At 72.3% G+C, this 26,342-nt stretch carries 22 protein-coding genes and 1 pseudogene; 12 read left to right on the plus strand and 11 right to left on the minus strand.

All coding sequences use genetic code 11. From position 1 onward, the window contains the following. The first annotated feature begins 200 nt into the window (after positions 1-200). Positions 201-1,964: an aspartate--tRNA ligase gene (gene aspS / locus ADK64_RS20605; RefSeq protein ID WP_053661082.1), complete on the plus strand. Its 1,764-nt coding sequence runs from the start codon at positions 201-203 to the stop codon at positions 1,962-1,964. Between the two features lie 52 nt (positions 1,965-2,016). On the opposite strand, the gene ADK64_RS20610 is transcribed toward aspS, so the two are convergent. Next, the gene (locus ADK64_RS20610; RefSeq protein ID WP_053661084.1) at positions 2,017-2,727 is read right to left on the minus strand and encodes a hypothetical protein; all 711 of its coding nucleotides are present in this window, start codon (positions 2,725-2,727) and stop codon (positions 2,017-2,019) included. A 184-nt stretch (positions 2,728-2,911) separates the two neighbouring features. Here ADK64_RS20610 and ADK64_RS20615 point away from each other — a divergent pair. Both ADK64_RS20615 and ADK64_RS20620 read left to right on the plus strand, forming a co-directional pair. Further along, positions 2,912-3,274, plus strand: a pseudogene (locus tag ADK64_RS20615) (DUF5753 domain-containing protein); the annotation flags it as partial. Then, positions 3,271-3,480, plus strand: a complete 210-nt coding sequence (locus ADK64_RS20620; RefSeq protein WP_053661086.1) for a DUF397 domain-containing protein — start codon at positions 3,271-3,273, stop codon at positions 3,478-3,480. The pseudogene ADK64_RS20615 and the gene ADK64_RS20620, both read left to right, overlap by 4 nt. A gap of 74 nt (positions 3,481-3,554) precedes the next feature. Here the strand turns inward: ADK64_RS20620 and metG are convergent, their stop codons facing one another. The 5 genes from metG to ADK64_RS20645 form a co-directional block, all read right to left on the minus strand. Then, on the minus strand, positions 3,555-5,171 hold the full coding sequence (metG, locus tag ADK64_RS20625; protein ID WP_053661088.1) for a methionine--tRNA ligase: 1,617 nt from the start codon (positions 5,169-5,171) through the stop codon (positions 3,555-3,557). Between the two features lie 90 nt (positions 5,172-5,261). Then, positions 5,262-7,145, minus strand: coding sequence for a VWA domain-containing protein (locus tag ADK64_RS20630; RefSeq protein ID WP_078992745.1), 1,884 nt, complete (start codon positions 7,143-7,145; stop codon positions 5,262-5,264). Positions 7,146-7,218: 73 nt separating this feature from the next. Further along, a complete protein-coding gene (locus ADK64_RS20635; protein WP_053661090.1) occupies positions 7,219-9,168 on the minus strand; it encodes an FUSC family protein in 1,950 nt (649 codons plus the stop codon). Positions 9,169-9,233: 65 nt separating this feature from the next. Further along, on the minus strand, positions 9,234-10,163 hold the full coding sequence (locus ADK64_RS20640) for a hypothetical protein (RefSeq protein WP_053661092.1): 930 nt from the start codon (positions 10,161-10,163) through the stop codon (positions 9,234-9,236). 286 nt (positions 10,164-10,449) lie between these two features. After that, complete coding sequence (locus ADK64_RS20645; protein WP_053661094.1) at positions 10,450-10,941, minus strand: hypothetical protein; 492 nt, start codon at positions 10,939-10,941, stop codon at positions 10,450-10,452. Positions 10,942-11,106: 165 nt separating this feature from the next. On the opposite strand from ADK64_RS20645, the gene ADK64_RS20650 reads away from it, so the two are divergent. Then, a complete protein-coding gene (locus ADK64_RS20650; protein ID WP_053661236.1) occupies positions 11,107-12,288 on the plus strand; it encodes a PP2C family protein-serine/threonine phosphatase in 1,182 nt (393 codons plus the stop codon). An 82-nt stretch (positions 12,289-12,370) separates the two neighbouring features. Further along, positions 12,371-13,483: a hypothetical protein gene (locus ADK64_RS20655; protein WP_053661095.1), complete on the plus strand. Its 1,113-nt coding sequence runs from the start codon at positions 12,371-12,373 to the stop codon at positions 13,481-13,483. On the opposite strand, the gene ADK64_RS20660 is transcribed toward ADK64_RS20655, so the two are convergent. From ADK64_RS20660 to ADK64_RS46035, 3 genes are all read right to left on the minus strand, one after another. Then, the gene (locus tag ADK64_RS20660) at positions 13,484-15,451 is read right to left on the minus strand and encodes a hypothetical protein (protein WP_053661097.1); all 1,968 of its coding nucleotides are present in this window, start codon (positions 15,449-15,451) and stop codon (positions 13,484-13,486) included. A gap of 145 nt (positions 15,452-15,596) precedes the next feature. Continuing rightward, positions 15,597-16,841, minus strand: a complete 1,245-nt coding sequence (locus tag ADK64_RS20665; RefSeq protein ID WP_053661099.1) for an amidohydrolase — start codon at positions 16,839-16,841, stop codon at positions 15,597-15,599. Positions 16,842-16,917: 76 nt separating this feature from the next. Continuing rightward, complete coding sequence (locus tag ADK64_RS46035; protein ID WP_199829666.1) at positions 16,918-17,064, minus strand: hypothetical protein; 147 nt, start codon at positions 17,062-17,064, stop codon at positions 16,918-16,920. 184 nt (positions 17,065-17,248) lie between these two features. Between ADK64_RS46035 and ADK64_RS20670 the strand changes: the two genes are divergently transcribed. After that, a complete protein-coding gene (locus ADK64_RS20670; RefSeq protein WP_053661101.1) occupies positions 17,249-18,592 on the plus strand; it encodes a helix-turn-helix domain-containing protein in 1,344 nt (447 codons plus the stop codon). A gap of 91 nt (positions 18,593-18,683) precedes the next feature. Here ADK64_RS20670 and ADK64_RS20675 read toward each other — a convergent pair whose 3' ends face one another. Further along, positions 18,684-19,499: a hypothetical protein gene (locus ADK64_RS20675; protein ID WP_234384651.1), complete on the minus strand. Its 816-nt coding sequence runs from the start codon at positions 19,497-19,499 to the stop codon at positions 18,684-18,686. Between the two features lie 366 nt (positions 19,500-19,865). Between ADK64_RS20675 and thrS the strand changes: the two genes are divergently transcribed. The 3 genes from thrS to ADK64_RS20690 all read left to right on the plus strand — a co-directional run bounded on the left by thrS (position 19,866) and on the right by ADK64_RS20690 (position 23,814). Then, a complete protein-coding gene (gene thrS, locus ADK64_RS20680; protein ID WP_053661103.1) occupies positions 19,866-21,092 on the plus strand; it encodes a threonine--tRNA ligase in 1,227 nt (408 codons plus the stop codon). A 63-nt stretch (positions 21,093-21,155) separates the two neighbouring features. Beyond that, positions 21,156-22,124 (plus strand): nucleoside hydrolase, encoded by a 969-nt coding sequence (locus tag ADK64_RS20685; RefSeq protein ID WP_053661105.1) that lies wholly within the window; start codon positions 21,156-21,158, stop codon positions 22,122-22,124. 31 nt (positions 22,125-22,155) lie between these two features. After that, positions 22,156-23,814: a glycoside hydrolase family 13 protein gene (locus ADK64_RS20690; protein WP_053661107.1), complete on the plus strand. Its 1,659-nt coding sequence runs from the start codon at positions 22,156-22,158 to the stop codon at positions 23,812-23,814. Here the strand turns inward: ADK64_RS20690 and ADK64_RS20695 are convergent. Further along, positions 23,811-24,557: a DUF4142 domain-containing protein gene (locus ADK64_RS20695; protein ID WP_053661109.1), complete on the minus strand. Its 747-nt coding sequence runs from the start codon at positions 24,555-24,557 to the stop codon at positions 23,811-23,813. The two genes, ADK64_RS20690 and ADK64_RS20695, sit on opposite strands and share 4 nt — an antisense overlap. Positions 24,558-24,754: 197 nt before the next feature. Between ADK64_RS20695 and ADK64_RS20700 the strand changes: the two genes are divergently transcribed. The 3 genes from ADK64_RS20700 to ADK64_RS20705 all read left to right on the plus strand — a co-directional run bounded on the left by ADK64_RS20700 (position 24,755) and on the right by ADK64_RS20705 (position 26,340). Further along, on the plus strand, positions 24,755-25,441 hold the full coding sequence (locus ADK64_RS20700; protein ID WP_053661111.1) for a DUF6445 family protein: 687 nt from the start codon (positions 24,755-24,757) through the stop codon (positions 25,439-25,441). Between the two features lie 74 nt (positions 25,442-25,515). Continuing rightward, the gene (locus tag ADK64_RS48455; RefSeq protein ID WP_267888555.1) at positions 25,516-25,650 is read left to right on the plus strand and encodes a hypothetical protein; all 135 of its coding nucleotides are present in this window, start codon (positions 25,516-25,518) and stop codon (positions 25,648-25,650) included. A gap of 12 nt (positions 25,651-25,662) precedes the next feature. Further along, entirely contained in the window at positions 25,663-26,340 is a 678-nt protein-coding gene (locus ADK64_RS20705) for a DUF4328 domain-containing protein (RefSeq protein ID WP_053661113.1), read from the plus strand. The last annotated feature ends 2 nt before the right edge of the window (positions 26,341-26,342 follow it).

The following is a 26,342-nucleotide window of genomic DNA, read 5'->3' on the forward strand; positions in this document are numbered from 1 at the left end:
ATATGTGACCGAAGGGTGCCACCGTACGAACAGAGGATCCTGTACCCCCTGGCGAACGGGAGGATCCTCCAGTTGAGGGCGCGGAAAAGGGTGGGGAGCCGACCTTGGGCTGCCCGGTACCCTTGATGGGTCCGGGCCCCGTGCCCGTTCCGTCGGGGAGAGCACTCCGGCAGACCACGAACGAAGGACGATGAACGACGATGCATCGGTACAGGTCCCACACCTGCGGCCAGCTCCGCGCCTCTGACGTCGACACCGACGTCCGGCTGAGTGGCTGGCTGCACAATCGGCGCGACCTGGGCGGCATCCTCTTCATCGATCTGCGCGACCACTACGGCATCACGCAGCTGGTCGCCCGCCCCGGCACGCCCGCGTACGAGGCCCTGGACACGATCTCCAAGGAGTCCACGGTCCGCGTCGACGGCCGCGTTGTTTCACGTGGAACCGAGAACGTGAACCCCGACCTGCCGACCGGTGAGATCGAGGTCGAGGTGGCCGAGGTCGAGCTGCTGGGCGCCGCCGCCCCGCTCCCCTTCACCATCAACGCCGAGGACGGGGTCAACGAGGAGCGGCGCCTGGAGTACCGCTTCCTGGACCTGCGCCGCGAGCGCATGCACCGCAACATCATGCTGCGTACGGCCGTCATCTCGGCCATCCGGCACAAGATGACGGCGCTGGGCTTCAACGAGATGGCGACGCCGATCCTGTCCGCCACCTCCCCCGAGGGCGCGCGTGACTTCGTCGTGCCGTCGCGCCTGAACCCGGGCAAGTTCTACGCCCTGCCGCAGGCCCCGCAGCAGTTCAAGCAGCTGCTGATGATCTCCGGCTTCGACCGCTACTTCCAGATCGCGCCCTGCTTCCGCGACGAGGACGCCCGCGCCGACCGTTCGCCGGGCGAGTTCTACCAGCTCGACGTCGAGATGAGCTTCGTCGAGCAGGAGGACGTCTTCCGGCCGATCGAGCAGCTGATGACGGAACTCTTCGAGGAGTTCGGCGGCGGCCGCCATGTGACGTCCCCCTTCCCGCGCATCCCGTTCCGCGAGGCGATGCTGAAGTACGGCTCCGACAAGCCGGACCTGCGCGCCAAGCTGGAGCTGGTGGACATCACCGATGTCTTCGAGGGCTCGGAGTTCAAGGCGTTCGCCGGCAAGCACGTGCGCGCCCTGCCGGTGCCGGACGTCTCCGCGCAGCCCCGCAAGTTCTTCGACCAGCTCGGCGACTTCGCCGTCACGCTGGGCGCCAAGGGCCTGGCCTGGGTCCGTGTCGGCGAGGACGGGGCGCTGTCCGGTCCGATCGCGAAGTTCCTCACCGAGGAGAACGTCGCCGAGCTGACCAAGCGCCTCTCGCTCGCCCCCGGCCACGCGATCTTCTTCGGCGCGGGCGAGTTCGACGAGGTCTCGAAGATCATGGGCGCGGTCCGCGTCGAGGCCGCCAAGCGCGCCGGCCAGTTCGAGGAGAACGTCTTCCGCTTCTGCTGGATCGTCGACTTCCCGATGTACGAGAAGGACGAGGACACCGGCGCGATCGACTTCTCGCACAACCCGTTCTCCATGCCGCAGGGCGGCCTGGAGGCGCTTGAGACCCAGGACCCGCTGGACATCCTGGGCTGGCAGTACGACATCGTCTGCAACGGCGTCGAGCTGTCCTCCGGCGCGATCCGGAACCACGAGCCGGAGATCATGCTCAAGGCGTTCGAGATCGCCGGATACGACCGCGAGACCGTCGAGGAGAAGTTCGCGGGCATGCTCCGCGCCTTCCGCTTCGGCGCCCCGCCGCACGGCGGCATCGCCCCCGGCGTGGACCGCATCGTCATGCTCCTCGCGGACGAGCCGAACATCCGCGAGACGATCTCCTTCCCGCTCAACGGCAACGCCCAGGACCTGATGATGGGCGCCCCGACCGAGCTGGAGGAGGCCCGGCTGCGCGAGCTGCACCTGGACATCAGGAAGCCGCAGCCGAAGTAGCCGTAGACCGTACGCGTGGCTGAGGCCCGGAACCCCGAGGGGGCTCCGGGCCTCAGCTGTCGCCGGTGTCCTCGCCGGTGTCCTCGTCGGGAGAGGCGCCGTCCTCCAGCAGCCGTTCGGCGATGTCGTCGGACCAGTGCTGGGCCCAGGCGCGCAGGGCGACGACCTCGTCCTCGGTGAGGCCGTAGCGCAGGAAGTCCCGGTCGGCGTAGAAGTCCGAACCGGTCAGCCGGGACTGGAGGGTGGGCAGGTCGAAGGGGTCGTGGGCGTGCCGGCGGCCCAGCTCCTCCAGGCCGGGCAGCGGGAACCGGGCGGCCGCGGCCCGCGCGTCGACCAGGTCGACGGCCGCGCCCCGGTCGTACAGCGCGCGGATCTTCGTACCGACCGCGTCCGCCAGGGACAGCGTGGGGCCGTACTCGGTGAGGTCCGGCGGCTGCCAGAACGCCTCCTTGTGCAGCGCGAGCGCGCACGGCTCGCCGCTCTCGGGGTCGGTGACCGTCAGCTGAGCGGTGAGCACGCCGACGGTCCCGGTCAGCACCCGGCGGCCCCGTGCCTCCAGTGCGGCGGCCACGGCGCCGGCGATCATCGGCAGGTCCTCGGCGCTCTCCGTGGCGAAGTCGAGGTTCGCGTGCGGCCGGTGCAGCAGGCCGTGCGCCTGGAGGGCGTAGCCGCCGGCGAGCACCAGCCCGTGGGGGCCGCCCGCGGTGACGACGTCGGCGAGCAGCCGGCGGTGGGGTTCGGGGAGGTGGACGTGGTGGTTCACGACATCGGACTCTGCCAGAGAACATTCCGCGAAGGACGGCAACTCTGCGCGGCGCGGCGGCCAGCCGGGCGGCGACGCCGGGGGCGAGGTGCCGGTCCCGGTGAGGGTGGTTTCTGCCCGGGACACGGGACTGGGCGTGCGGGGGCGCGCTGGGGTTTTCGGTGTCCCTCAGGAAGGGCCTAACTCACCTGTGCCAGCGTTGAGCTTCGTGCTGGAAGATGCCCTGCTGCGTCGCCGGGTGGGAGGCACAATGGTGTGGCGCCGCCAGCTCGAACATCTGCTGGAGGTGGCCCAGTTGCGCAACGTGATGTTCCAGGTGATGCCGGCGGAGACCGATGCCCACCCCGGAGTTGAAGGCAAGATCGAGGTGCTGAAGTTCGGAGACGGTACGGCAGTGGGGCGCTCCGATGGTGCCTTCAACGGCCGACCGACTTCGGATCCGAAGCAGCTTCGGGTGCTTGAGCTGAGGTTAGGCGTCATCCGGGCCCAGGCCCTCACACCGGGGGAGTCGTGCGCCTTCATCGAGCAACTGCTGGGAGAAAAATGATCCGCAACGCCCCCGCCGGAGACGCCTCCGAACTGGCGTGGTTCAAGAGCAGCTACAGCGACGGCAACGAGGGCGACTCCTGCGTTGAGATCGCTTGTACTCCCAGTACCGTCCACGTCCGCGACTCCAAGCACATCGCAGGTCCGCAGCTCGCGCTCGCGCCGGGCGCGTGGGCCGACTTCGTGGCGCACGCGTCGCGGAGCTGACTCGGGGTGCCGGTGCGGGGTGGAGGCCCGGAAGCAAGTCGCTCCCAGGCCTCCTCACGCGAGGAACCACGCCCCTACGCGCTCGGCTTCTCCTCCAGGCGCGGGAAGAGGACCGCGCCCTTGGTGACCGTGGCGCCCGGCTGCAGCCTGCCCCACTCGCCCGTGTCCTGGACCCGCTGCTCGGCGAGCGCGCCGAGGGAGGGCTCCGCGCCGAGGGAGTCCCAGAGCTTCTGGGAGGTCTCCGGCATGACCGGGTTGAGCAGGACGGCGACCGCCCGCAGCGACTCCGCCGCGGTGTAGAGGATGGTCGCGAGGCGCGCCCGGCCCTCCTCGGAGTCGTCCTTGGCCACCTTCCACGGCTCCTGCTCCGTGATGTAGCCGTTGACCTGCTTGACGAAGTCGAAGACGGCCAGGATGCCGCCCTGGAAGTCCAGCTCGTCGCCGATGCGCCGGTCGGCCTCGGCGACCGCCTTCGCGAGACCGTCGTGGACCGCCTTCTCGGCCTCGCCGTCCGCGGTCGCCGCGGGCAGCGTGCCGTCGAAGTACTTGCCGACCATGGCGGCGACGCGGGAGGCGAGGTTGCCGAAGTCGTTCGCCAGCTCGCTCGTGTAGCGGGCGGAGAAGTCCTCCCAGGAGAAGGAGCCGTCCTGGCCGAAGGCGATGGCGCGCAGGAAGTACCAGCGGTAGGCGTCGACGCCGAAGTGCGAGGTGAGGTCCTGGGGCTTGATGCCGGTCAGGTTCGACTTCGACATCTTCTCGCCGCCGACCATCAGCCAGCCGTTGGCGGCGACCTTGCCGGGCAGGGGCAGGCCCTGTGCCATCAGCATGGCCGGCCAGATCACCGCGTGGAAGCGGAGGATGTCCTTGCCGACCAGGTGGACGTCGGCCGGGAAGGTGGTCTCGAACTTCTCCTGGTTCTCGTTGTAGCCGACCGCCGTGGCGTAGTTCAGCAGCGCGTCGACCCACACGTAGATCACGTGCTTGTCGTCCCAGGGGATCGGGATGCCCCAGTCGAACGTCGAGCGGGAGATGGACAGGTCCTGCAGGCCCTGGCGGACGAAGTTCACGACCTCGTTGCGCGCGGACTCGGGCTGGATGAAGCCGGGGTTCGCCTCGTAGTGGGCGAGGAGCTTGTCGCCGTACTCGCTCAGACGGAAGAAGTAGTTCTCCTCGCTGAGGATCTCCACGGGCTTCTTGTGGATCGGGCACAGCTTCTGGCCCGCGTACTCGCCCTCGCCGTCGAGCAGCTCGCCCGGGAGCTTGTACTCCTCGCAGCCGACGCAGTACGGGCCCTCGTAGCCGCCCTTGTAGATCTCGCCCTTGTCGTACAGGTCCTGCACGAACTCCTGGACGCGGTCGGTGTGGCGCTTCTGCGTGGTGCGGATGAAGTCGTCGTTCGCGATCTCCAGGTGCTCCCAGAGAGGCTTCCAGGCCTCGGTGACGAGCTTGTCCGCCCACTGCTGGGGCGTCACCCCGTTCGCCTCGGCCGTACGCATGATCTTCTGACCGTGCTCGTCCGTGCCGGTGAGGTACCACACCTTCTCGCCGCGCTGACGGTGCCAGCGGGTGAGCACGTCGCCTGCGACGGTCGTGTAGGCGTGGCCCAGGTGAGGAGCGTCGTTGACGTAATAGATGGGCGTGGAGACGTAGAACGCCTTACCCGCCTGCTTCTCGGATCCAGTGGCCGCCATAAGTCGGAATCCTACTGGGCTCGCGGTGATCGACTCACACGCGTTTCGGGGGGTGGACGGTGTGGTCCACCCCCCCGGGGCGCCGTGGGCCTACGGCCGCCAGGCGGCCAGTACGCCCTCGTACAGCTCGGTGTCCGTCAGCTCGCGTGGGGTGGGGCCCGCGTGGAAGAAGGACGTGTTGCCGGTCTTCAGCTTGCGGAGGTAGTCGAAGGCCTTGTTGTCGTGCTCTCCGAAGGCGACGAAGGAGAAGAACACGGTGGGGTGGGACGCCGCGGCCTCGGTGAGGGCCTGGGTGGCGGGGGTCTTCGCGTCGGGGGCACCGTCGGTCTGGAAGACGACGAGGGCGGGATCGCTGTTGTTCTTGTTGCTCTTGTGCTGGTCGTAGTGGGCGAGTACGGCTTCTACGGCGGCGTGGTAGCTGGTACGGCCCATGCGGCCGAGGCCCGCGTGCACGTCGTCGATCTTCGTCTCGTGGTCCGGGGTGAGGGTCAGGTCGGTGGTGCCGTCGAGCTCCGTGGAGAAGAAGACGACGTGGACCGTGGCCTCGGGGTCGAGGTGGGCGGCGAGGGCGAGGGTCTGGTCGGCGAGGGCCTGGGCCGAGCCGTCCTTGTAGTACGGGCGCATGCTCGCGGAGCGGTCCAGCACCAGGTAGAGCTTTGCTCGGGTGGCGGTGAGGTCGGTGTTCTCGAGGGTGGCCGTGGCGGCCTTGTAGGCGGTGGCAAGAGTGGCGGGGATGGCCGGGGCGGGCTGGTCCTGGCCGTCGGCGCCTTGCGGGGAGATCGATTCTTCGGCCGGTGTGGCCGCCTCTTCTGCTGGTGCAACAGCTTCGTCGGCCTGCGCGGCAGCTTCGTCGGTTGTCGGCTCCGCTTCCGTGGTCGCCGGTGCGGCTGCCTCCGCCGAGATCGGCTCCGGCTCCGTCGCCCGTGCCGGTTCGTCTGTCTCCGGCTCCGGCTCCGCCGCTTCCGGCTCGATGACCTCCGGCTTCTGTTCTGACACCGGCTCCGTCGTCGGCTCCGGTTCGATGGCTTCCGGCTGCGGCTGGGCTGCTGCTTCGGGCTTGGTCTCCGGCTTCTCTTCCGTTTCCGGCTCGGGCTCGGGCTCGGTCTTCAGGGTGGTGGAGCCGGCCTCGGGCTCCGTTTCCGTTTCCGCTTCCGTTTCCGGGGCGGTGGTGTCGGCCGTCGGTTCTGCTTCCGAGGTCGACTCGACCGTCGCCGTCGCTACTGGCTCCGGCTCCGAGACCGGCTCGGGCTCGGTCTCCGGCTCCGGTGCGATGGTGTCGGCCGCCGCCTCGGGCTCCGGCTCCGGTTCGGTTGCTTCCGGTGCGGCCGGCTCCGTCGGCTGCTGCGGCTCGGCCGCCGCCTCGGGCTCCGTTTCCGCTTCCGTTTCCGGGGTGGTGGTGTCGGCCGTCGGCTTCGCTTCCGTGGTCGCCGGTTCGTCTGCCTCCGCCGCGATCGGCTCCGGCTCCGGCTCCGGGTCCGTCGCCCGTGCCGGTTCGTCTGCCTCTGCCTCGACCTCTGCCTCGACCTCGACCTCTGCCTCGACCTCTGCCTCGACCTCTGCCTCTGCCTCGACCTCTGCCTCGACCTCGACCTCTGCCTCCGGCTCGCTCGATTCCTCGGCCTTCTCCGTGGTCGGCTCCTCGGCCTTGGGCTCGGTGGTGCCCTCGGTCGGCGTCTCGGCCTCGGTGGTGCCCTCGGTCTTCTTCGCTGCGGGCTCCTCGGTGAGGGTCTCGGCCGGGTCCGTCTCCTCCGATGGCGACGGGTGGGGGACCTTCACCTTGTCGAAGGCCTGTGCCACCAGGTCGTGCGTTTCGGGGGTCGAGCGGCGGGGCTCGGGGATGGTGGAGGACTCGGTCGCCGGAGCCGGAGTGGTGGGCTCGGGCTGGGGCGGGCGGCGGGTCGCACCCTCTGCCTCGGCGGCTCGTCCCTTGCGTGAGCGGCCGAATGCGTTCCGCAGGAGAGTGAGAATGCCCATGTGCGCAACCCTTCGCGTGAGTTGATGCCCGTAGATCCCTGGCCAGGACGGACACGTAAGGTTAGCGAAGGGCTCAGTGTGGGGATGCGATCGACCGGGCCGCCGCGACTTCCTGGCGGAGCGGTTCCAGAACGCTACCGGCCGGACCGGTGAGATCCGTGCGAACCGGGGTCAAAGTCTCGGCGTTGCGTACCCCCTCCGACAGCTCTCCGAGCTGCAGTGTGATCTGGGCGACTTCGGCCGTCGACGGCTGCGGCGCGCCGTGCTTCACGCGGACGCGGGCCGCCGTCGTGGCGTCGACGATGCGTTCGACGGCGACGACCAGCGGCCACCAGGCGGCGGCGCGGCGGCCGGTCGGCGGTGGTTCGGTCAGGGCCCGCTGGAACTCCGTACGGATCACCGACAGGTCACGGTAGAGGCGGCGGCGCATACGGGCCCGGGCGGCGGGGTCGGTCGCTGTGCCGGTGGTGAACGCCGTCTCCACGTACGCGGCCGTGTCCCGCACCGCGTCGGCCAGGCGGTCGCCGACCCGGGTGTGCCAGCTCTCCGGCCACAGGAGGTAGCCGGCGATCAGCGCGATCGCGCAGCCCAGCAGCGAGTCCGCCAGACGGGGCAGGAGCAGGGCGGTGCCCTGGTGGTTCAGGATGTGGGAGAGGAGCAGGATCACCGGGGTGATCGCCGCCGTCTGGTAGCCGTAGCCCCGGGGGGTCAGGGCCGGGATCAGCGGGGCCAGGAGCAGCATCACCGGTACGTCCCACCAGCCCAGGGGAACCTCCGCCAGGACCACCGCCGCGATCACCAGACCCGCCACCGTGCCGAGCGCGCGCAGCAGGGCGCGGGAGAAGACCGAGCCGAAGTCGGGCTTCAGTACGAAGGTGATCGTCAGGGCCACCCAGTACGAGCGCGCGACCGGGATCAGCGAGACGAGGGCCTGGGCGATGCCGATGCAGACCGCCAGGCGCAGGCCGTAGCGCCAGGAGGTGGCGGAGACCATCACGTTGCGGGCCGCTCTTGCCGTGCGGTTGCCCAGCGTCGCGGGGCGTCCCAGGCGGTCGTCGATGCCTCGTGGGTCCATGTCCGGGCACGCGACCACCTCGGCCGTGTGCCGCAGGGCGTGGTCCACCGCGCGGGCCGTTTCCGTGGTGGCCAGGGGCAGGGAGAGCGCTGTCGGGCCCGTGTAGCCCGTCTCGACCGCATGGGCCAGCTGGGCGACCGCGTCCGGGATCTGCGGGGGGAGGGGGCGGGCTGCCAGATGGGCGGCGGGGGCCGCCTCGACCACCGGGGTGATGGCGTTCAACTGGGCCAGCAGCCGGGTGAGTTCGTGGCTGCGGCCGTGCTGGCGGGCGCGCCGGGCCAGGATCAGGTCGTAGGACTGGTTCAGGGACTGGGTGACGGTCCGGCGGGCCTCGTCGTACTCCTCGGTGCGGTCCGTGCCGGAGACGGTGAGGAGTGCGGCGACCGTTCGGTAGGTGGCCGCGACCGCCGCGCGTTCCGGGATGCCCGAGCGCAACGGCCAGGCCAGCAGGGCGAGGAGGAGGACGAGGAGGCCGCCGCCGGTCATCAGGGCCGGCGCCACCCACCAGGGGCGGGGCAGGGGGAGGCCGGCTCCCACCACGCAGTTCAGGAGGAGCAGCAGGCCGGAGACCGAGGCCACCGCGCCGATCGTCGAGATCATGCCGGACAGCAGTGCCACGCCGGTGACGGCGGCGACCGCGTACCAGCCGTGGCCGTACACCAGCGCGCCGAGTGTGACACCGACCGCGCCGAAGAGCTGCGGTACCGCGATGTTGAGGATGCGCATGCGGTAGGCGTCGGCGGTGTCGCCGATGACGCCGGAGAGGGCGCCCATGGAGGCGAGGGCGCCGTAGGCGGGGTGGCCGGCCGCCAGGCCGATCACCAGGGGCAGGGCCATGGCGACGGCGGCGCGGGCCACGGCGGGCCCGTTGACGGGGGCCCGCTGGGGTTGGAGGTTCCGGACCAGCCAGTCGGGAGGGGTGAGGCCGATGGGGAACTCTCGGGGCATGGGGCCATTATCCGGCTCGGCGTCCTACGCCCGGCGGCGTCCCCGGCGTGGGGCTGTGGCGCCCCTCAAATCCGCGACCGTGCCCGCTCCGTCGGCGGTGTGGGGGTCGGCGGTCGGCGGCGGGCGGGGCGGGTCACTCGTACGTAGCGGGTCAGCCAGGTCGTGAGTGCCGCTGTCAGGCCCAGGGCCAGCAGGAGCCAGGCCGTGGTGCGCAGGGTGGAGGTGAGGGCGTCGTAGACCGCGGCCGCGGCGGGGTGGGGGACGTCGGGCGGGAGGCCGGACAGGGTCAGGGTGCGGCCCACCGACAGGGCCAGGGCCAGCAGGGCGCCGCCCAGGGCCGTGCCCAGGGCGGTCGCGGTGATGGCGCGGCGGCGGTGGACGGCCAGGCCGATTCCCGTCGCGGCGAAGACGACCGCCGTCACCGGCAGCCAGAAGCCGGCGACCTCCAGCACATGGAACCCCTTCCGGAACGTGGCCAGTTCCTCGGCCGGGAACACGGCGACCGCGGTGTGCTGCACCGGGATGCGCGCGGCGAGCGGTACGTGGTCGTGGGTCAGCCGGCGCTTGACCGGGTCGGTGACGGAGGCGAGGTCGACGGTGACCGGCTGCCCGGCCCTCGTGCCCCGCCCGTCGCGCAGGGCACGCAGGACCGCGTCGTGGGTGACCTGGTTGACGGTGTCCCAGGCCAGCCGGAAGGCCTCGGTCTGGGTGAAGGAGCGCACCGCGTCGTGCACGAACGGGCGCACGGAGCCACCGTCCGGGCGGACGCCCATGTGCTCGTCCACCGCGCGCAGGATCCCGTCTCCGACGGTGTCCGCGACGGCGTCCCGCACGTCCGGGTCGCCGGCGAGCGGGGCCATCGCGGTGACGTACCGGCCCGTGTCCACGAGCCCGTACGCCGCCCAGGCCGCCAGCGCGCCGAACGGCACGAGGAGGCAGGCCAGGGTGATCAGCACGGCCGACAGGGCGCTCCTGATCCTCAGACGTGGGGGCACGTTTCCAGGCAACGGCCTTCGGGGCGCGGGCGCGAGCCGGGCGGGGCATCGGGGGGACCCCTCTCGAACCCGCCTCGCACCCGCCCCCGTAGCCCTTGGGCCCGTACCCCCTGGCCGGAGCGGGGATTTCGGTCTCCGGTGGAGGGTTCGTCCGAACGGGTGTTTCCTGGTGCTGGGGAGACGGAAACCGGCTCAAGGGGCCGGTGTGGGAAGAGGGGATACAGGGGAGTGCGTGGGTCCCGGCCGGGTGGCCGGGGCCCACGCACACACCGTCGGCGTCCCCCGCTCAGCGGGTACGGCGGCCGGACGCGTCCTCGCGTGTGTAGTAGCGGTAGAAGAACACGATGAACGTCGCCGCCGCCACCGCGAGCGCCATCAGTATCGACCGCAGGACCGTCGCGCCGGTCTGGCTGTAGACGAAGCCGAACGCGCAGCCGGCGAACGCCGTCCACAGCAGCGCGTGCATCTCCCGCCGCATCCGCGGGGCCAGTGTCAGCAGGGCGGTGCACACCACCGCGAACACCAGCGCGCTGGCGAACCCGAGCAGCAGGTTCCAGCCGGTGATGGCGCCGCCGGAGCGGTTGTTGGCCGCGACCCAGTAGCCGTAGACCAGGCCGAGCACGACCGGGACGGCGATGTGGGCGACGCGATGGGTGCGCGCGTCGAAGACGTCCGGGGGCACGGGCGTACGGCCGCGCGCGCCGGATCCCCGTCCCTCGACCTCCGGCATACGCCCGGGACGGGACATCCCACCGGGCGCGGGTGCCGCTTGAGCCATGGGAGGACTCCTCTCTCTGCGTCTCCTTCTCCGTCTCTTCCTCCGTCCAGAGCACACCTGGGGGCACCGCCCGGCAAGTCGGCCGGGCGGGTGACGGGGCCCGGATGCGGGCGGTTGTCCGCCGTGTTTCGCTGGGTGCATGGAGGGCTGCCCGCCGTGACGGAGATGGAGTACGGGCGGGAGCGCCAGCTGCTGCGCTTCCGGGGCCGGAGCATCGCCTGGGTGCCGCCCCTGCTGCTGCTCGCCGGGGTCGTGCTGGTGGACTACAACACCACCGAGCAGTTCCGGATCATCTCCTGGATCGTGCTGGTGCCCGGTACGGCCGCCGCGATCTGCGGGGTGTGGACGACGGGCGCCTTCGTCGTGCTGGCGGTGGTGACGTACGTCGTCGTGGACAGCGCCTGGCCCGACCAGTTCCAGGCCGGTCTCGGCGACTTCGTGCTCGTCGCGCTCGGCGGCCTGCTGGCCACGCTGGCCTGCGCCGTGCGCGTGCGCCGGGAGCGGCAGATCGTGCACATCCGGGACATCGCCGAGACCACCCGCCGTACCGTGCTGCGCCCGCTGCCGCCGCGCTGGGCCGGGCTGGACCACGCGGGCGTGTATCTGGCTGCCGAGGTCGACGCCCGGGTCGGCGGCGACTTCTACGACATCCAGCCCGGCCCGCACGGCACCCGCGTCCTCGTCGGCGACGTGCAGGGCAAGGGGCTCGGCGCGGTGGAGGCCGCCGCGGCGCTGCTCGGCACCTTCCGTGAGGCCGGCTACCACGAGAAGGACCTCGCGACCGTCGCCGAACGCCTGGAGATCCGGATGCTGCGGCACTGTATGCACACCACCGCACTCGGCCACGACGACGGCGACCGGTTCGCCACCGCCGTGCTGATCGGCTTCCCGCAGGACACCCCGGGTCTCGTCGAGACCGTCAACTTCGGGCACGAGGCGCCGCTCGCCGTCGGCCCCCACGGCGTGCGCGAACTGCCCAGCGGGGACGGGCTGCCGCTCGGCCTCGGCGACCTCGGGCAGGGGGTGCCGCCCGTGCACCGGGTGCCGCTGGCCTTCGACGAGACGCTGCTGCTGGTCACCGACGGGGTGACCGAGGCCCGTGACCGCAGCGGTGTCTTCTATCCGCTGGCGAGGGAGGTCACCCGTGCGGTCGCCGCCGAGCCGGGCCGTGCCGAGCCCCGGCGGCTGGTGCGCACGGTCCGCGACGGCGTGCTGCGGCACAGCGGGGGGCGGCTCGGCGACGACACCACGGTGTTCGCCGTACGGCGCATGGAGCCCGAGGGCCCGGTGGAGTCCTCCGAGGAGCGCGGGGGCGAAGGCACCGAACAGGGACGTTTGCGGTCCTGAGGCGCGCGTGCGCAGTCGTAGCGGTTACGGTGCTGACTGGAAGCCGGTCCGCCGGCTGCACAGGGTCGACAGGGGAGGGACGATGCCCGGAACCGTGCTGCTGCTCGCGGCCGCACCGCTCGGCCGGGGGCGCCTGGTGGACGCGGCCGGCGTGCTGCCGGTGCTGGCCGCCGTCGCCCCCGCCGTGCTGTCCGGCACCGACACCGCCAACGTGGTCGAACTCGCCGATCCGCTGGAGCCGCAGGCGGTGCTGACCCGGTTGCGCGCCGCCGCGGCCGCGCCCGGACCGCTGACCGTGTACATCACCGGCCAGCTCCAGCTGGACCGCAAGCAGCATCTGCCGCATCTGGCGCTGGCCCGCACCACCGCGCCCACCGTGCGCTACACCGCGCTGCCCTGGCACTGGATCCGCGAGGAACTGCGGCTGCGCTCCGCCGTGGACACGGCGCTCGTCGTGGACCTGCACGCGGAGGCGGACGCCTGGCAGTACGTCGCCGGGCGCGGCCTGGACTGTGGGCCCAACGCGGCGGTGTACGGGCGGATCGCCCCAGGGGCCGGCCGCCGGGGCCTGGCCGAGCCGCTGTACATGAAGGCCGTGGCCACGCTGCTGCGCAGTGGACAGCGGCCGCCGCTGCCCGTGTTGCACGAGCAGGCGATGGCCCGGATCGCGCAGTCGAGTGCGGGCCGGGACCTGGTGCTGGCCCTCCCCGGGGGCTCCGGCCCGATACCCCCGTTCGCCCCGCCGCCCACCGGTCCCGGCCGGCCCGGGGAACAGGACCCGCACGCCGCCATCAGCGCCGCCGTCCAGTCCGGGCGGCACGGTGACGCCGATGCGCTCGCCGCCCGGTATGAGCAGCTCGCCGCACGGGCCCATGGCCCCGCCTCCGACGAAGCCCTGCACTGGGTGGAGGTCCGCGCCGATCTCGCGATGTTCGCGGGGGACGCGGGTCGCAGCTGCCGGGCGTGGCTCACGGTCGCCGGACTGCGGCTGGCCGCCGGGCAGCCGGCGGACTCGGCCGCCGTGGAGGCGGCCGTGGACCGGGCCCACCATCAGTGGGGGCAGGTCGAGGACCCGGTCCTGGCTCGTGAACTGGGCTCCACCCTCGCGGAGTTGAGGCTACGGGTGCCGGGCCGCCGGAGCGGCGCGCTGGACCATGTCAAAAAGCAGCTGCGCCAGCTCCAGGCGGCTCCCTAGTCACTTGGTGAAGGTGAAGTACTTCCAGGCGCCGTTCGTTGTGGAGTTCACCGTGTCACCGGAGGTGCCGTTGATGTACGAGGAGCGGACCCTGAAGCGCCAGCCGACGTCCTTGCCGTGGTCGCCGGTGATCTGCACCCGGGAGACGCCGTCGCCGCCGAGCTTGAAGTAGGCGGGGTCGCCCGGGTACCACTTGCCCTGGTAGTACACCTGGAACTCGAACTTCTGCGCCCGGCCCGGGTAGTACGTCATCCTCGTCGTGATCAGCGGGTTCTTGTTCTTGTGGAAGTAGGCGTACGTCTGGCCCCAGACGTGCGCCGACTTGTACTGGTTGCCCACCGAGGTGGAGACGCTCACCCGGTCGTAGGCCACGCTGTGCACGGAGGCCGGCTGGTAGCGGGAGTCGCCCGCGAACTTCGCGCTGACCGTGGTGTCCCGGTACAGGTTCAGGGTGACCGACAGATTGCCGTGGGAGTCGGCCTTGCCGGACTTCACCAGCTTGCTGGGCCGGTCGGGACCGTAGGGGTCGGCCCAGATCTCCACGGTGCGGTTCTTGTACGTCGTCCCGAGGTGGGCGGTGAACTTCACGGCCTTGCCGTAGTCGTACACCTTGCCGTTGTTGTCGATCGACAGCGCGGTCCTGGCGCGCGAGACGGCCGTGGTGTCGGAGGCGGAGACCGCCGTGTGGCCGGCGTCGCCGGCGTAGGCCACGGTGTACTTCACCGTGCCGCCGGCCGGCGGAGTGTCGGTGAAGGAGAACGTGCCGTCGGCCTTGACGGCGACCGGGGCGAGGGCCTTGCCCTTCGGGGAGTCCAGGTCGGTGCGGGTGACGGTCAGTTTGGTGCCCGCGGGCAGCGGCACGGTCGAGGCGGCCCTGCCCTTGACGGTGAGCTGCTTGGCGCGGGTGGCGGTCGCCGGGGCGTCCACGGTGAGCGTGGTGGCCGCCTTGGTGGGCGCGCCGAACACGCGCAGTGAGTAGACGCCGTTGCTGTTGTACGACACCGCGAACAGGCGGGAGGCGTCGGGCGCCCAGGCGAGGGCGGAGGCGGCGAGTTCGTCGGCGCCGCTGCTGCTGCCCGTGTTCGGGAAGTCGTAGGTGCGCACGGCGGTGGTGGCGCCCGGCTTGTAGACGAAGATGTCGGGGTTGTACCAGCCGTCGACGCCCGCCGCGACCGTGCCGTCCGGGGCGACGGCCACCGCGTTCGGGTAGGTGGCGCTGGCGTACGCGCCGTCCGGGGTCATGTCGGCGGTCTTGAACACCGGGTGCTTGTACGGCGCTCCGCTCGCCGTGATGACGTCCTTGCCGTCGGGTGTGACGGCCAGGTCCCGGAGGTTGTCGCCGACGTCGGCGCTCGCCAGGCGGGTGGGTGTGCCGGAGGTGACGTCGTACGAGGTGACCGGGCTGGGGCTGCCGCCCGGCTCCCCGGTCAGCAGGGTGTTCGAGCCGGGCGCCGCGTCCAGGAGCGGGGCGACGGACCAGCCGTCCGCCTGGTCGAGGGTCACCTGGTGCTGGACGTCGGCGAGGTCGACGGAGCCGACGTGGCCGGTGCCGGAGGTGCCGTAGCCGAACCACAGCCGGCCGCCGGCGAGTGCGACGCTGACCGGCTGGTCGCCCACGGTGAACGGGGTGCCGGGCGTGTCGGTGGCGGTGTCGATGACCGCGATCTGGTCCGCGTCCCGCACGGCCGCGTACAGCGTGCCGGAGTCGGCGGACAGTTCCAGGCCGGTGACGCCGGGCAGCGAGGTCAGCTGTTTGACGACCTTGCCGTTGTAGTCGGTGACGACGATCGTGCCGCTGGCCGGGTCGCTGATGAAGACCTGCTGGTGGGCGCCGTCGACCACGAGGTCGCCGGTCTGCTTGACCGGCAGGACGGTGCTGGAGTCGGCGAAGGCCGGGGTGGCGGCGAGAGCCGCCGAGCTGAAGAGGACCGCCAGAGTGGTGGCGGCCGTGAGAGAGCGCTTGCGCACGCTGATTCGAACCCCCCGGAACGAATGAAGATTGGGACGCCACGCGGGCACGGCGAATCCGTGGCCCCCCGGTGAGCCGTGCTGCGGGCTCCCGCGAACCGTGTGGATCGTGTGCGCCTCGTGTGGCGAGTGCGGAAAGACTAGGTCATGCCACTGACAACAGCGCCAGGGCCCCCGAGACGAGGGTGCGGACGCCCGGGGCGATCGTGCACAGATCGGGCGCGAAGTGCGGGCTGTGGTTGCTCGGCACGGCCGCGAGCTTCTCCGGGAGGGTGTCGCCGGGTGCCCGGTCCCACACCTGCGGCGGGGTGGTCGTCACGAACCAGTACGAGTACGGGACGGTGCCGTCCAGCGCGAGCTGGGGGAAGTCCTCGCTGCCCATCGCCGGGCCCGGGTCGAACACCGTGCCCGCGCCGAACACCTCACCGTGCACGGCGGCCACGGTGGTATCGGTGGCCGCGTCGTTCACGGTCACCGGGAAGGTGTTGCCGACGGTGATTTCGGGCTCGCGCGGGCAGTCGGCGGCCAGGCACTCGCCGCGCGCGATGCGCTCGATCGCCGCGAGCATCCGGCGGCGGACCTCCTCCGACTGGCTGCGCAGGTTCAGCGAGATGCGCGCCTCGGACGGGATGATGTTGTGCCGGGTGCCCGCCTCGATGCGGCCCACGGTCAGTACGGCCGACTCCCCGGCGGCCAGCTCCCGGGAGACCACCGTCTGCAGCCGCGTGACGAGATAGGCGGCGGTCACCACCGGGTCCACGGTCGCCTCCGGGCGCGAGCCGTGCCCGCCCCGGCCGTGCACGACGATGTCCACGTCCGTCGCCGCCGACATGATCAGGCCCGGTGCGTGCGGGTACAGGCCGGCCGGTCCGGGGGCCGCGTGCTGCCCGAGCAGGACGTCCGGCCGCCCGAACCGCTCGTACAGCCCGTCCTCGATCATCCGCCGGGCCCCCTGCCCGGTCTCCTCGGCGGGCTGCCCCACCACCAGCAGGGTGCCGCGCCAGGCGTCCCGCCCGGCGGCCAGCGCCGCGGCGGCGCCGGTCAGCCAGGTGACGTGCAGATCGTGCCCGCAGGCGTGCATCACGCCGTCCGTCTCGGAGGCGTACGGCAGCCCGGTCTCCTCCCGTACCGGCAGCGCGTCCAGGTCGGCGCGCAGCAGCACCGTCGGCCCGTCCCCGTTGCGCAGCCGGCCCACGACACCGGTGCCGCCGACGCCCGCGGCGGTCTCGTAGCCGGCCGCCGCGAGGTGTTCGGCGAGCTGCCCGGCGGTGCGGTGCTCGCGCAGGGACAGCTCGGGGTGGCGGTGCAGGTCCCGGTAGAGATCCGTCAGCCGCGCCACCGGCAGGTCGGCGGTGAGGTCCAGGGCGGCACGCGCGGCTGCGGAGGTCACGGGCGCAAGCGTAGGCCGCCGGCGGGGCAGGGGGGAGGGGCGCGCTGCCGGTGGGGCGGTGCCGGCCGGGCGGCCGTCAGCGATGCGCCTGTGAGGCCGTCGCCGTCGCCGTCACCGGTGAGGTGTCCGCGCGGGCCGGGCCGGCGTTGGCCGCGAGGATGAGGGTCGCCGCGGCGATCACGGCGGCCGCGACGGCCCGGGCGGTCGAGGTGCCTGCGGGCACGCGAATCCGGGAAGGGATCACTTCGGGGGTGGGGCGTCCGTAGGGTGCGGATGTACGTCCGGGCACGGCGACCTCGCAACACAACGCAACAACAACGTATTAAGCGCGCTTAATCCGCCGTTTAACCTAGAGCCGTACGGGGCGAACGGCAAGTGCTGCCAAGTGAGTTGGGGGGAAGCGGCGGATGCGGGAACGGGACGACCCGGCGGTCATCGGGCGGCGCGTACAGCAACTTCGCACCGAACGGGGACTGACCCAGCGGCAGTTGGCGGAGCCCGCCTACACACCCGCCTACATCTCCACCCTGGAGGCGGGTCGGGTGCGGGCCTCCGACGAGGCGCTGCGGCACATCGCCGGCCGGCTCGGGGTGGCCTTCGAGGAGCTGGCCGTCGGCCGCCCCGCCCGCCTCGCCACCGACCTCAGGCTGCGCCTCACCGAGGCCCAGCGGGTGCTCGCCGACGGCCGGGCCGAGGAGGCGGCGCAGGCGTACGCGGCGCTGCTCACGGAGGCCGGGACCCATGGCCTGGCCTGCGAGCAGGCCACCGCGCTGCTCGGGCTCGGCGAGTGCGCCCTGGAGACCGGCGAGCTGGCGAAGGCCCGCGACTGCTTCGAACGCGCCGAGCGGCACCTGGCCGGCGAATCGCTCCCGGTGCGGGCGCCCGCGCTGCGCGGGCGCGCGGTCTCCCACTATCTGGCCGGCGAACTCCGTTACGCCGTATACCTGTTGGAGTCCGCCCTCGACGAGTTGAACCGCGGCGGACTGCACGACCCCGACGCCCTGCTGCTCCTCTACGCCAGCATCATCGGCCCGTACATGGACATGGGCGCGCACGCCCGCGCCGCCCAGGCCGCCGAGTTCGCCCTCGCGCTCGCCCCGCAGGCCGGCGAGCCCGCGCTGATCGCCCGGATGCACCGCTCGGTGGCCCGCACCCTGCTCGCCGAGGGCCGCCTCACCGAGGCCGACGCCTCCCTCGCCAAGGCGGCCGAGCTGTACCGCCGGCTGCGGCTGCGCACCGAGCTGGCCAACTGCCACTGGATGCGGGGTTACGTCTGCGCCCAGAACGGCGAACTGGAGCGCGCGGAGGCCGAGTTGCGCCAGGCATACACGATGCTGTCCGAGAGCCGGGCCGCCCTCTACCGCAGCCAGGCCACGGTCGAACTGGCCGACGTGCTGCACCGGCGCGGCAAGTCGGCGGAAGCAGCCGGTCTGCTGGAGGGCGTCCTCGGTGACTTCTCCTCCGAGCGGGGCGCGGTGCACGCCGCCGCGGCCCACCGCCTGCTCGGCATCATCGCCGAGGACGCCCGGGACACCGAGGCCGCCGAGGAGCACTACGTCCGCGCGCTCAGCCTGCTGGAACGCGCGGGCGCCGCCGGGGATCTGGCCGACCTGTGCCGTCTGCTGGGCGACCTGCTGCGCCGCACGGGCCGCACCGAGGCGGCCCTGGACGCCTACCGCACCGGCCTCGGCCACCGCACGGCCCCCGGCACCACGACTCTCGGCCCGGCCCCGGCCCAGCCACCACTGTGAGCCCCTGGGGTTCCTCTCGCGGCCCGGCCCGGGGGCCGCTGCCGAGGCCCGGTCCTCCTTTGGCGCCCGCGCCCGCCGGGCCTGCCGCGGGTCACACCTGTGCCCGGCCCTGCCTGCGCACGTCCGCCAGGCGCAGTGCGCCCACCTGGACGGCCGCCTGGGTCGCGTCGTTCGGCACGTTGCCCAGGCCGCCGTTGGTGAGGGTGAAGGCGTCCTGGCCGACCCGGACGGCCGCCACGTCCAGCGTCAGTTCGGTCTCCTGGCCCTCGGACGTCGTGGTGGCGAGACTGACCCGCAGGCCCTGGCGGGCGTCGCCGACCTCGGGGAGCGGGGCGTCGTCGACGCGTACGTCCTCCTCCAGCCCCTCTTGGGTGGTGGCCGTGAACCGGGCGCATTGCACCGGCATCGTCTTCAGCCAGGCGAGCGCCGCGTCGACGTCGGCGGGTCGGCGGGCGCCGATCTGGTAGCGCAGCTGGGCGTCGGTGTCGGCGTCGTCCAGGCCGATGGCGACGCGGCCGGGGCCGCCGAGGAGTTCGTCGGAGTAGAGGGCGTCCATCAGCCGCCCGCACTGCCCGGCCGAGCTGGTCGCCTTCAGCAGCCAGTCCCGCCAGGTGGCCGCCCCGCGCGTGGCCGTCCAGGGGGCGCCGAGGTCGGTCTGGGTGATCAGCGCGGCCTGCGCCTGCCCGTCGGTGAGCGCGGCGACGTTCGTACCCGCCTTCGGCGTCGGGGTCGGCCTGTCGATCGTCGGCAGCGGCTGGGGCGCGGTCGCCGGATGGTTCAGACCGAAGGCCGCGCAGCCGCCGACGGCTATGAGGCCGGCGGCCGTCAGGGCGAGCTGGAGGCGGGCGCGGGAGCGTATCGCGTCGATCAACGAGGTCAATGAGGTCAACGAGGTCATCGACGGCATCGAGGTGCCTCCTGGACTGCGAGCCGGTGGGGACCGGGGCGGGGTGCCCGCTGGAGTGTCTGCTCTCACGGCATCACCGCCCCGCCCGCCTCACCAGCGCTCTGGGCCGTCCGGGTGAGCGCTCCGCCGGATCCGGGCGAGCGGCGACGGCGGCCGGTGCGTGCCCCGGCGAAAATGCCTCGATCCGCGGCTTCGGCCCTGTTACGGTCGCCGCATGCAGCGCGCCCACTCGTGTCCGTCGAGCACGACGACGCCGGAGACCGTCCCGGCGCGCTGACACCTGACCAGCATCGAAGCCCCGGGGCGAACGCCCCGGGGCTTCTGGCGTGTCCCGGGGCGTTCGCCTCTCCCACCGAGGAGGACCCCGTGCACGACCAGCTTCCCGACCACCGCCGCCTCGGCCGCGAACTCGGCCTGTTCGACACCGACCCGCTCATGGGCGCCGGCCTGCCGTACTGGCTGCCCGACGGCGCCCTCGTCCGGCACACCCTGGAGGAGTACGTCCGCGAGGCCGAACGCCGGGCCGGGTACCGGCACGTGTACTCGCCCGCGCTCGGCAAACGCGAGCTGTACGAGATCTCCGGGCACTGGGACCACTACCGCGACGACATGTACCCGTCGATGCGGATCGGCGCGGAGGAGGTCGTGCTGCGCCCCAGCCTCTGCCCCCACCACGCACTGATCTACCGCTCCCGCTCCCACAGCTACCGTGAACTGCCGCTCCGCATCGCCGAGTTGGGCGGCATGCACCGCTCCGAACGCTCCGGTGTCCTCGGCGGTCTGACCCGCGTCCGCGCCATCCAGCTCAACGACGCCCATATCTTCTGCACCCTGGAACAGGCGGTGGACGAGGCCCGCGCCGCGCTGGAACTGATCGCCCGCGCCTACGCCGACCTCGGCATAGAGGCCGTACGCCACCGGCTGTCGCTGCCCGGCGAGGGCGGCAAGTACGTCGCCGACCCAGAGCTGTGGCGGCGGGCCACCGCCCTGCTGCGGCAGGTGCTGGAGGAGTCCGGCATCGCCCACGAGGAGGCCGAGGGCGAGGCCGCCTTCTACGGCCCCAAGATCGACGTGCAGATCGCGGACCCCGCCGGCCGGGAGTCCACCCTGTCCACCGTACAGATCGACTTCCACCAGCCGGCCCGCTTCGACCTGCACTACATCGGCGCCGACGGCGCGAGGCACCGCCCGGTGATGGTCCACCGCAGCATCATCGGCAGTGTCGAACGGGCCGTCGCCCACCTGGTCGAGGCACACCGCGGCGCCTTCCCGGCCTGGCTGGCGCCCGTGCAGCTGGTCGTGCTGCCCATCGCCGAGGAGCAGGCGGAGCAGGCGGCGGAACTCGTCCGGGAGGCGGTCGGACTGGGGCTGCGCGCCGAACTCGCCGGCCCCGAGCAGGGCACCCTCGGCGCCCGCATCCGGGCCGCGCGCCTCGTGCCGTACCAGGCGGTGATCGGCGCCCGAGAGGCCGCCGCGGGCCTGGCCGCCGTACGTCTGCGCGACGGCCGCCGCCCCGGCGCGCTGCCCGGCGCCGAGCTGCTGCGCCGGATCGCGGACCGGGTGGCCGCCCGCGGCACCGTGCTCTGGAACTGATGGCCGCCGGGAACTGATCTAGGGTTTTGGCGTCGGAACGTCCGTACGACGAAGGAGTCCGCTGTGACCGGTCAGCCCGTACCCGTGATCATCGACTGCGACACCGGCGTCGACGACGCCCTCGCACTGCTGTTCGCCGTACGCCATCCGGGCCTCGACCTCAGGGCGGTGACCTGTGTGGCCGGGAACACGGACGTCGACGGCGTGGTCCGCAACACCCTGACCGTGCTGGAGCAGGCGGGCGCCCCGGACATCCCGGTGGCCCGGGGCGCCGCCCGCCCGCTGATCGAACCGGCCCGCTCGGCGAAGCACGTGCACGGTGCCGACGGCATGGGCGACCTCGGCCTGCCCGACCCGGCCCGCACCCCGGCCGACGTCGACGCCGTCACGCTCCTGCACCGCGAGATCCTCGCCTCCCCGCGCCCGGTCACGCTCATCCCCACCGCGCCCCTGACGAACATCGCCCTGCTGCTGCGCACCCATCCGGAGGTGACCCGCAACATCGAGCGGATCGTCTTCATGGGCGGGGCCGTGGCCACCGGGAACGCCACGCCGGTCGCCGAGTTCAACGTCTGGCACGACCCGGAGGCGGCCGCGGTCCTGCTCACCGCCGGGGTGCCGATCACGATGTACGGCCTCGACGTCTTCACCCAGGTCGTCGTGGACGGCCCGGACGTCCACCGGCTGCGCGCGAGCAGCGACCCCGGCACCCGGCTGGCCGGCGAACTCCTCGCGCACCGGCCGACCGCGGTGGGCGAGGACCCGGAGGCGGAGGAGGCGGGCGGCCTCGGCGACGCCGGTGCGGTGTGCGCGGTCGCCGATCCGCAGGGCATCACCACCCGCCGGCTGCCGGTCGAGGTCTCCCTGGCTCCCGGCCCGTCCCGGGGCCAGACGATCGTCGACCTGCGCCCCCGCCACGGCGAGTCCGAGATCCACGAGGGCAGCCGCGAACAGGCCCTGGTGGACGTGGCGTTGGCGGTGGACGCGGAGCGGTACGTGAAGCTGTACTTGGAGACGGTGGCGCGGCCCTAGGGCCGCGTGGACGCGTCCGAACGGAGCCCGCATGGCAGACGTCTCGCCGGACCTCTCCGCCAAGAACCCCGACTGGTGGCGGCAGGCCGTCATCTACCAGGTCTATCCCCGCAGCTTCGCCGACGCCGACGGTGACGGCCTCGGCGATCTGCGCGGCATCACCGAGCGGCTGAACCACCTCGCCACACTCGGCGTCGACGCCCTGTGGCTGAGCCCCTTCTACCCGTCCGAACTCGCCGACGGCGGCTACGACGTCGCCGACCACCGGGACGTCGACCCCCGCCTCGGCACCCTGGACGACTTCGACGCGCTGGTCGCCGAGGCCCACCGGCTCGGTCTGAAGGTGGTCGTGGACATCGTCCCCAACCACACCTCGCGGCTGCACCCCTGGTTCCAGGAGGCCCTGCACGCGGCCCCCGGCTCCCCGGCCCGCGACCGCTACGTCTTCCGCCCTGGCAAGGGCGCGCACGGCGAACTCCCGCCCAGCGACTGGCAGTCCGTCTTCGGCGGCAGCGCCTGGCGGCGGACGGCGGACGGCGACTGGTACCTCCATCTCTTCGCACCCGAGCAGCCCGACCTCAACTGGGCGAACGAGGAGGTCCGCGCCGACTTCCGCAGCACCCTGCGCTTCTGGTCCGACCGGGGCGTCGACGGCTTCCGGATCGACGTCGCCCACGGCCTCGCCAAGGACCTCGCCGAGCCGCTGCGGGACATCGGGGACATCGGCGCGACCGGCGAGCAGGCGCTGCAGCGGGTCGCACCGGGCGGCCATCCGTACTGGGACCGCGACGAGGTCCACGAGATCTACCGCGACTGGCGCACGATCTTCGACACCTACTCCCCGCCGCGCACCGCCGTCGCCGAGGCCTGGGTCCCCGGCGCCCGCCGCGTCCGCTACGCCCGCCCCGACGAACTCGGCCAGGCCTTCAACTTCGAGTACCTGGAGGCGCCTTGGCACGCCGACGAGTTGCGTGAGGCGATCACCGTGGCCCTGGCCGGCGCCCGCGCCGCCGACGCCTCCGCCACCTGGGTGCTGTCCAACCACGACGTCGTCCGGCACGCCTCGCGCCTGCTGCTGCCGCCCGGCACCGACCCGGCCGCCTGGCTGCTCTCCGACGGCACCGAGCCCGCCCTCGACACCGGCGCCGGGCTGCGCCGGGCCCGCGCCGCGACCCTACTGATGCTGGCGCTGCCCGGCTCGGCGTACCTCTACCAGGGTGAGGAACTGGGGCTGCCCGAGGTCGCCGACCTGCCCGCCGACGCCCTCCAGGACCCGATCTGGGAGCAGACCGGCCACACCCGCAAGGGCCGCGACGGCTGCCGGGTGCCGCTGCCGTGGACGACGAGCGGACCGTCGTACGGCTTCGGGCCGGGCCCCGGCTGGCTGCCGCAGCCGCCGTCGTTCGCGTCGTACTCCGTCGAGGCGCAGACCGGTGCCGAGGGCTCGACCCTGGAGCTGTACCGCACAGCCCTGCGGCTGCGCCGCAAGCTGCTGGAGGGGGAGACGCTGAGCTGGACGCCGGATACCCCCGCAGGCGTCCTGGACTTCAGCCGCTCGACGGCTTGGCGGTGCGTCACCAACCTGTCCGGTGTTCCGGTTCCACTGCCGCCCGGTGAGGTGCTGCTGGCCAGCGGGCCGCCGGCGGGGAGTGCGGTCCTTGCGCCGGATACGACGGTCTGGCTGGCCTAGCCCGCCGTCGGCGCCGGACTCGCCCCCGGCGAAGCGCCCGTGCCGCCCCCCGCGATCCCGTTGATGTCCACCGGCGTCGACGTGGCGTTCGGCGGCGGTGTGAGGACCACCTCCGGCTGTCCCGGTGCCGGGGGTGGCGGGGTCAGGTCGGAGCTGGGGAGCTTCGGCGGGGTCGTCTGCTGGAACAGCGTCTGGTCGAAGTCGACCAGGCCGGTCTTCTCCATCACCGTGATGTGGTCCAGCACGGTGTTGTTGGCCTGGTCGGCGAGGGCGCGGACCAGTGTGTTCTTGGTGGTGGAGCGGATCTTCGCGATCGTGTTGAAGATCGCGCCGTGCGTCATCCGCAGGATGTTGGCGAAGTCGCTGTCGAACTTCTTCCCGCTGTCGGCCGTCAACTGCTTGACGAATCCCTGCTGTTGGGGGCTCGGCAGGTCGGGCAGCGTGATGTTCAGCATCGGCGCGATCTTGCGGCAGGTCGTGTCCAGCGCCGCGTGCCCGTCGACCAGGTGCTTGCTGGCCGTGATGACGCCCGGCGTGGTGCCCTTCTGCAGCCCCATCTGCCCCACCGGGTACTCCCACAGGCCGGCCGCACGCACCTTCACCACGAAGTCCCGGTCCTGCTCGGTGAGCGGCCCCCACTGGGTGTTGGCGATGACGCGGTCCTGGGCGGTGGCCACCTTGCTCATGCCGAGCATGCCCGGGTAGGCCAGCGCCGCGAGCGTCAGAGCCATCGCACCGCCCACGAAGAGAGTTCCCGTCGCGTTCCGCGAAAAGCGCACCGTGCCTCCTGCCCGGTCGTGGAGCCGCCCCCGTGACGGCGCGGGCGGTTCGGACACACAGCGGTACGGACGCGGAAGGCGTTCGTATCTATGCGCGAGGTAAAGAAGAGTTGACCATTCCTCGGGAGAGGCGAGGGGAAACGCTGCCATAGATTCGCCGCATGCCCCCACAGCCGCCCCCCAGGATGCCCGCCGCGCTGCCCGTCCTGCCGTACCGCAAGCCCACCAAGGGCCGCGACTACTGGGTCTTCGACGACGTCCTGCCCGACGTCGACGCCGTACGGGAGCGCTGTCTGGCCAAGGACGACTGGGTCGAGGGCTACCCGTACACCTCCGAGACCTGGCCGGGGCTGCGTGCCATGCCCGGACTCGAACCGGCCGAACTGGCCCGTATCGAGCGGCTGGTGAAGCAGGCGACCGGGGCGAAGGAGCTGTGGGTGCAGCGGGCGCCCGGCGGCGGCACCCTGAACCACAACTGCGTCCAGGTGGTCGGCGAGGGCGAGAGCGAGCCCCGCCCGCACACCGACTCCCGCGCCCTGTGCCGGTACGCGGCCGTGCTCTACCTCAACCCCGGTGTCCCCAAGGACTGCGGCACCGCCTTCTACCGCCAGTCGCTGTCCGGCGGCCGGCTCGGCGGCAACATCGTCCAGGCCCCGCACAACAACCTCGTCGAGGCCCTCGGCACCCGGTTCGTCCCGGGCGACCACTTCGAGGAGGACGTCCGCGTCCCGCACAAGTACAACCGCCTGCTCCTCTACAACGCCAACCTCGTGCACAGCGCGACCGGTTACTGCGGCAAGGCGCTGGAGGAGAAACGCATGACTGCGGTGTTCTTCTGGATGGCCTGACGGCCCACGGCCTTCCTCCCGTCTTCCGTCGGGCTGTCTTGTGTCGGGCGGGGCCGGGCGGCGGCTGGACCGTCGTGATCAGGTGGCAGGTCCCGGGCACCGGGATGCCCGAGGGCGTCGGCCAGCCGGACCGGGGTGCCCTCGCCGACCTGGGTGCGCCGGCCGGGTTCCGACAGGGACAGGCCGGCCCGGCGCAGGCCACCGCCTGACATCATGAACCGATGACCGAACAGATGGACCAGTTCTCCGCCCGCTCGTTCGCGCTCCGGCCGATCCAGGTGTCCGGACGCCTGGCAACGGGGGGACTGCTGCTGGCCGGGCTCGCCTGGGTCGTACGGGCTGTGTGGGAGATCCGGCTCTCCGTCGCGGGCGAACCGGCCTCGGGGCCGCCGGACCAGGGCAACGGGGTGCACCGGCCGCTCAACTCCCTTGAGAACTCGTACCACGTGGTGACGTCGGTCGTCGGTGTGCTCGTCGTTCTCTGCGCGCTGGTCTTCGTGTCCTGGCTGTGGCAGCTGCGCGACAACGCCCGTGCGCTGTCGGGGCAGGAGCCGAAGTACCTGGGGATCTGGGTGTACCTCGGGTGGATCGTGCCCGTGGTCAACCTGTGGTTCCCGCGGGGGATCGTCGTCGACGCGTTCCGCAGCAGCGCCCCCGGCGGCAGGGTGCCCGCCTCCGTCAACGTGTGGTGGGGGCTGTGGCTGGTCGGCATGCTGAGCGGGGTGGGGATCGTGGCGCGCGACTCCACGGACCAGATCATCGCGCGGGCCTACAACGGGGTGTGGCCGCTGCTCCTGTCCGACGCGGCCGTCGTCGGCGCGGCGATCGCCGGGGTCTTCGCCGTGCGTGCCGTGACCGCCGCACAGGTGGAGCGGCTGCGGGGCGGCCCGGCGTCGTAGCC

It is taken from the genome of Streptomyces sp. MMG1121 (assembly GCF_001280015.1).
Classification (GTDB): Bacteria; Actinomycetota; Actinomycetes; order Streptomycetales; family Streptomycetaceae; genus Streptomyces.

Excerpts from the sequence above, each read along its gene's own strand:
- aspS (WP_053661082.1), top strand. The coding sequence starts at position 201 with ATGCATCGGTACAGGTCCCACACCTGCGGCCAGCTCCGCGCCTCTGAC.
- ADK64_RS20620 (WP_053661086.1), top strand. The coding sequence starts at position 3,271 with ATGATCCGCAACGCCCCCGCCGGAGACGCCTCCGAACTGGCGTGGTTC.
- metG (WP_053661088.1), bottom strand. The coding sequence starts at position 5,171 with ATGGCGGCCACTGGATCCGAGAAGCAGGCGGGTAAGGCGTTCTACGTC.
- ADK64_RS20630 (WP_078992745.1), bottom strand. The coding sequence starts at position 7,145 with ATGGGCATTCTCACTCTCCTGCGGAACGCATTCGGCCGCTCACGCAAG.
- ADK64_RS20635 (WP_053661090.1), bottom strand. The coding sequence starts at position 9,168 with ATGCCCCGAGAGTTCCCCATCGGCCTCACCCCTCCCGACTGGCTGGTC.
- ADK64_RS20645 (WP_053661094.1), bottom strand. The coding sequence starts at position 10,941 with ATGGCTCAAGCGGCACCCGCGCCCGGTGGGATGTCCCGTCCCGGGCGT.
- ADK64_RS20650 (WP_053661236.1), top strand. The coding sequence starts at position 11,107 with ATGGAGTACGGGCGGGAGCGCCAGCTGCTGCGCTTCCGGGGCCGGAGC.
- ADK64_RS20655 (WP_053661095.1), top strand. The coding sequence starts at position 12,371 with ATGCCCGGAACCGTGCTGCTGCTCGCGGCCGCACCGCTCGGCCGGGGG.
- ADK64_RS20670 (WP_053661101.1), top strand. The coding sequence starts at position 17,249 with ATGCGGGAACGGGACGACCCGGCGGTCATCGGGCGGCGCGTACAGCAA.
- ADK64_RS20675 (WP_234384651.1), bottom strand. The coding sequence starts at position 19,499 with ATGCCGTCGATGACCTCGTTGACCTCATTGACCTCGTTGATCGACGCG.
- ADK64_RS20690 (WP_053661107.1), top strand. The coding sequence starts at position 22,156 with ATGGCAGACGTCTCGCCGGACCTCTCCGCCAAGAACCCCGACTGGTGG.
- ADK64_RS20700 (WP_053661111.1), top strand. The coding sequence starts at position 24,755 with ATGCCCCCACAGCCGCCCCCCAGGATGCCCGCCGCGCTGCCCGTCCTG.
- ADK64_RS20705 (WP_053661113.1), top strand. The coding sequence starts at position 25,663 with ATGACCGAACAGATGGACCAGTTCTCCGCCCGCTCGTTCGCGCTCCGG.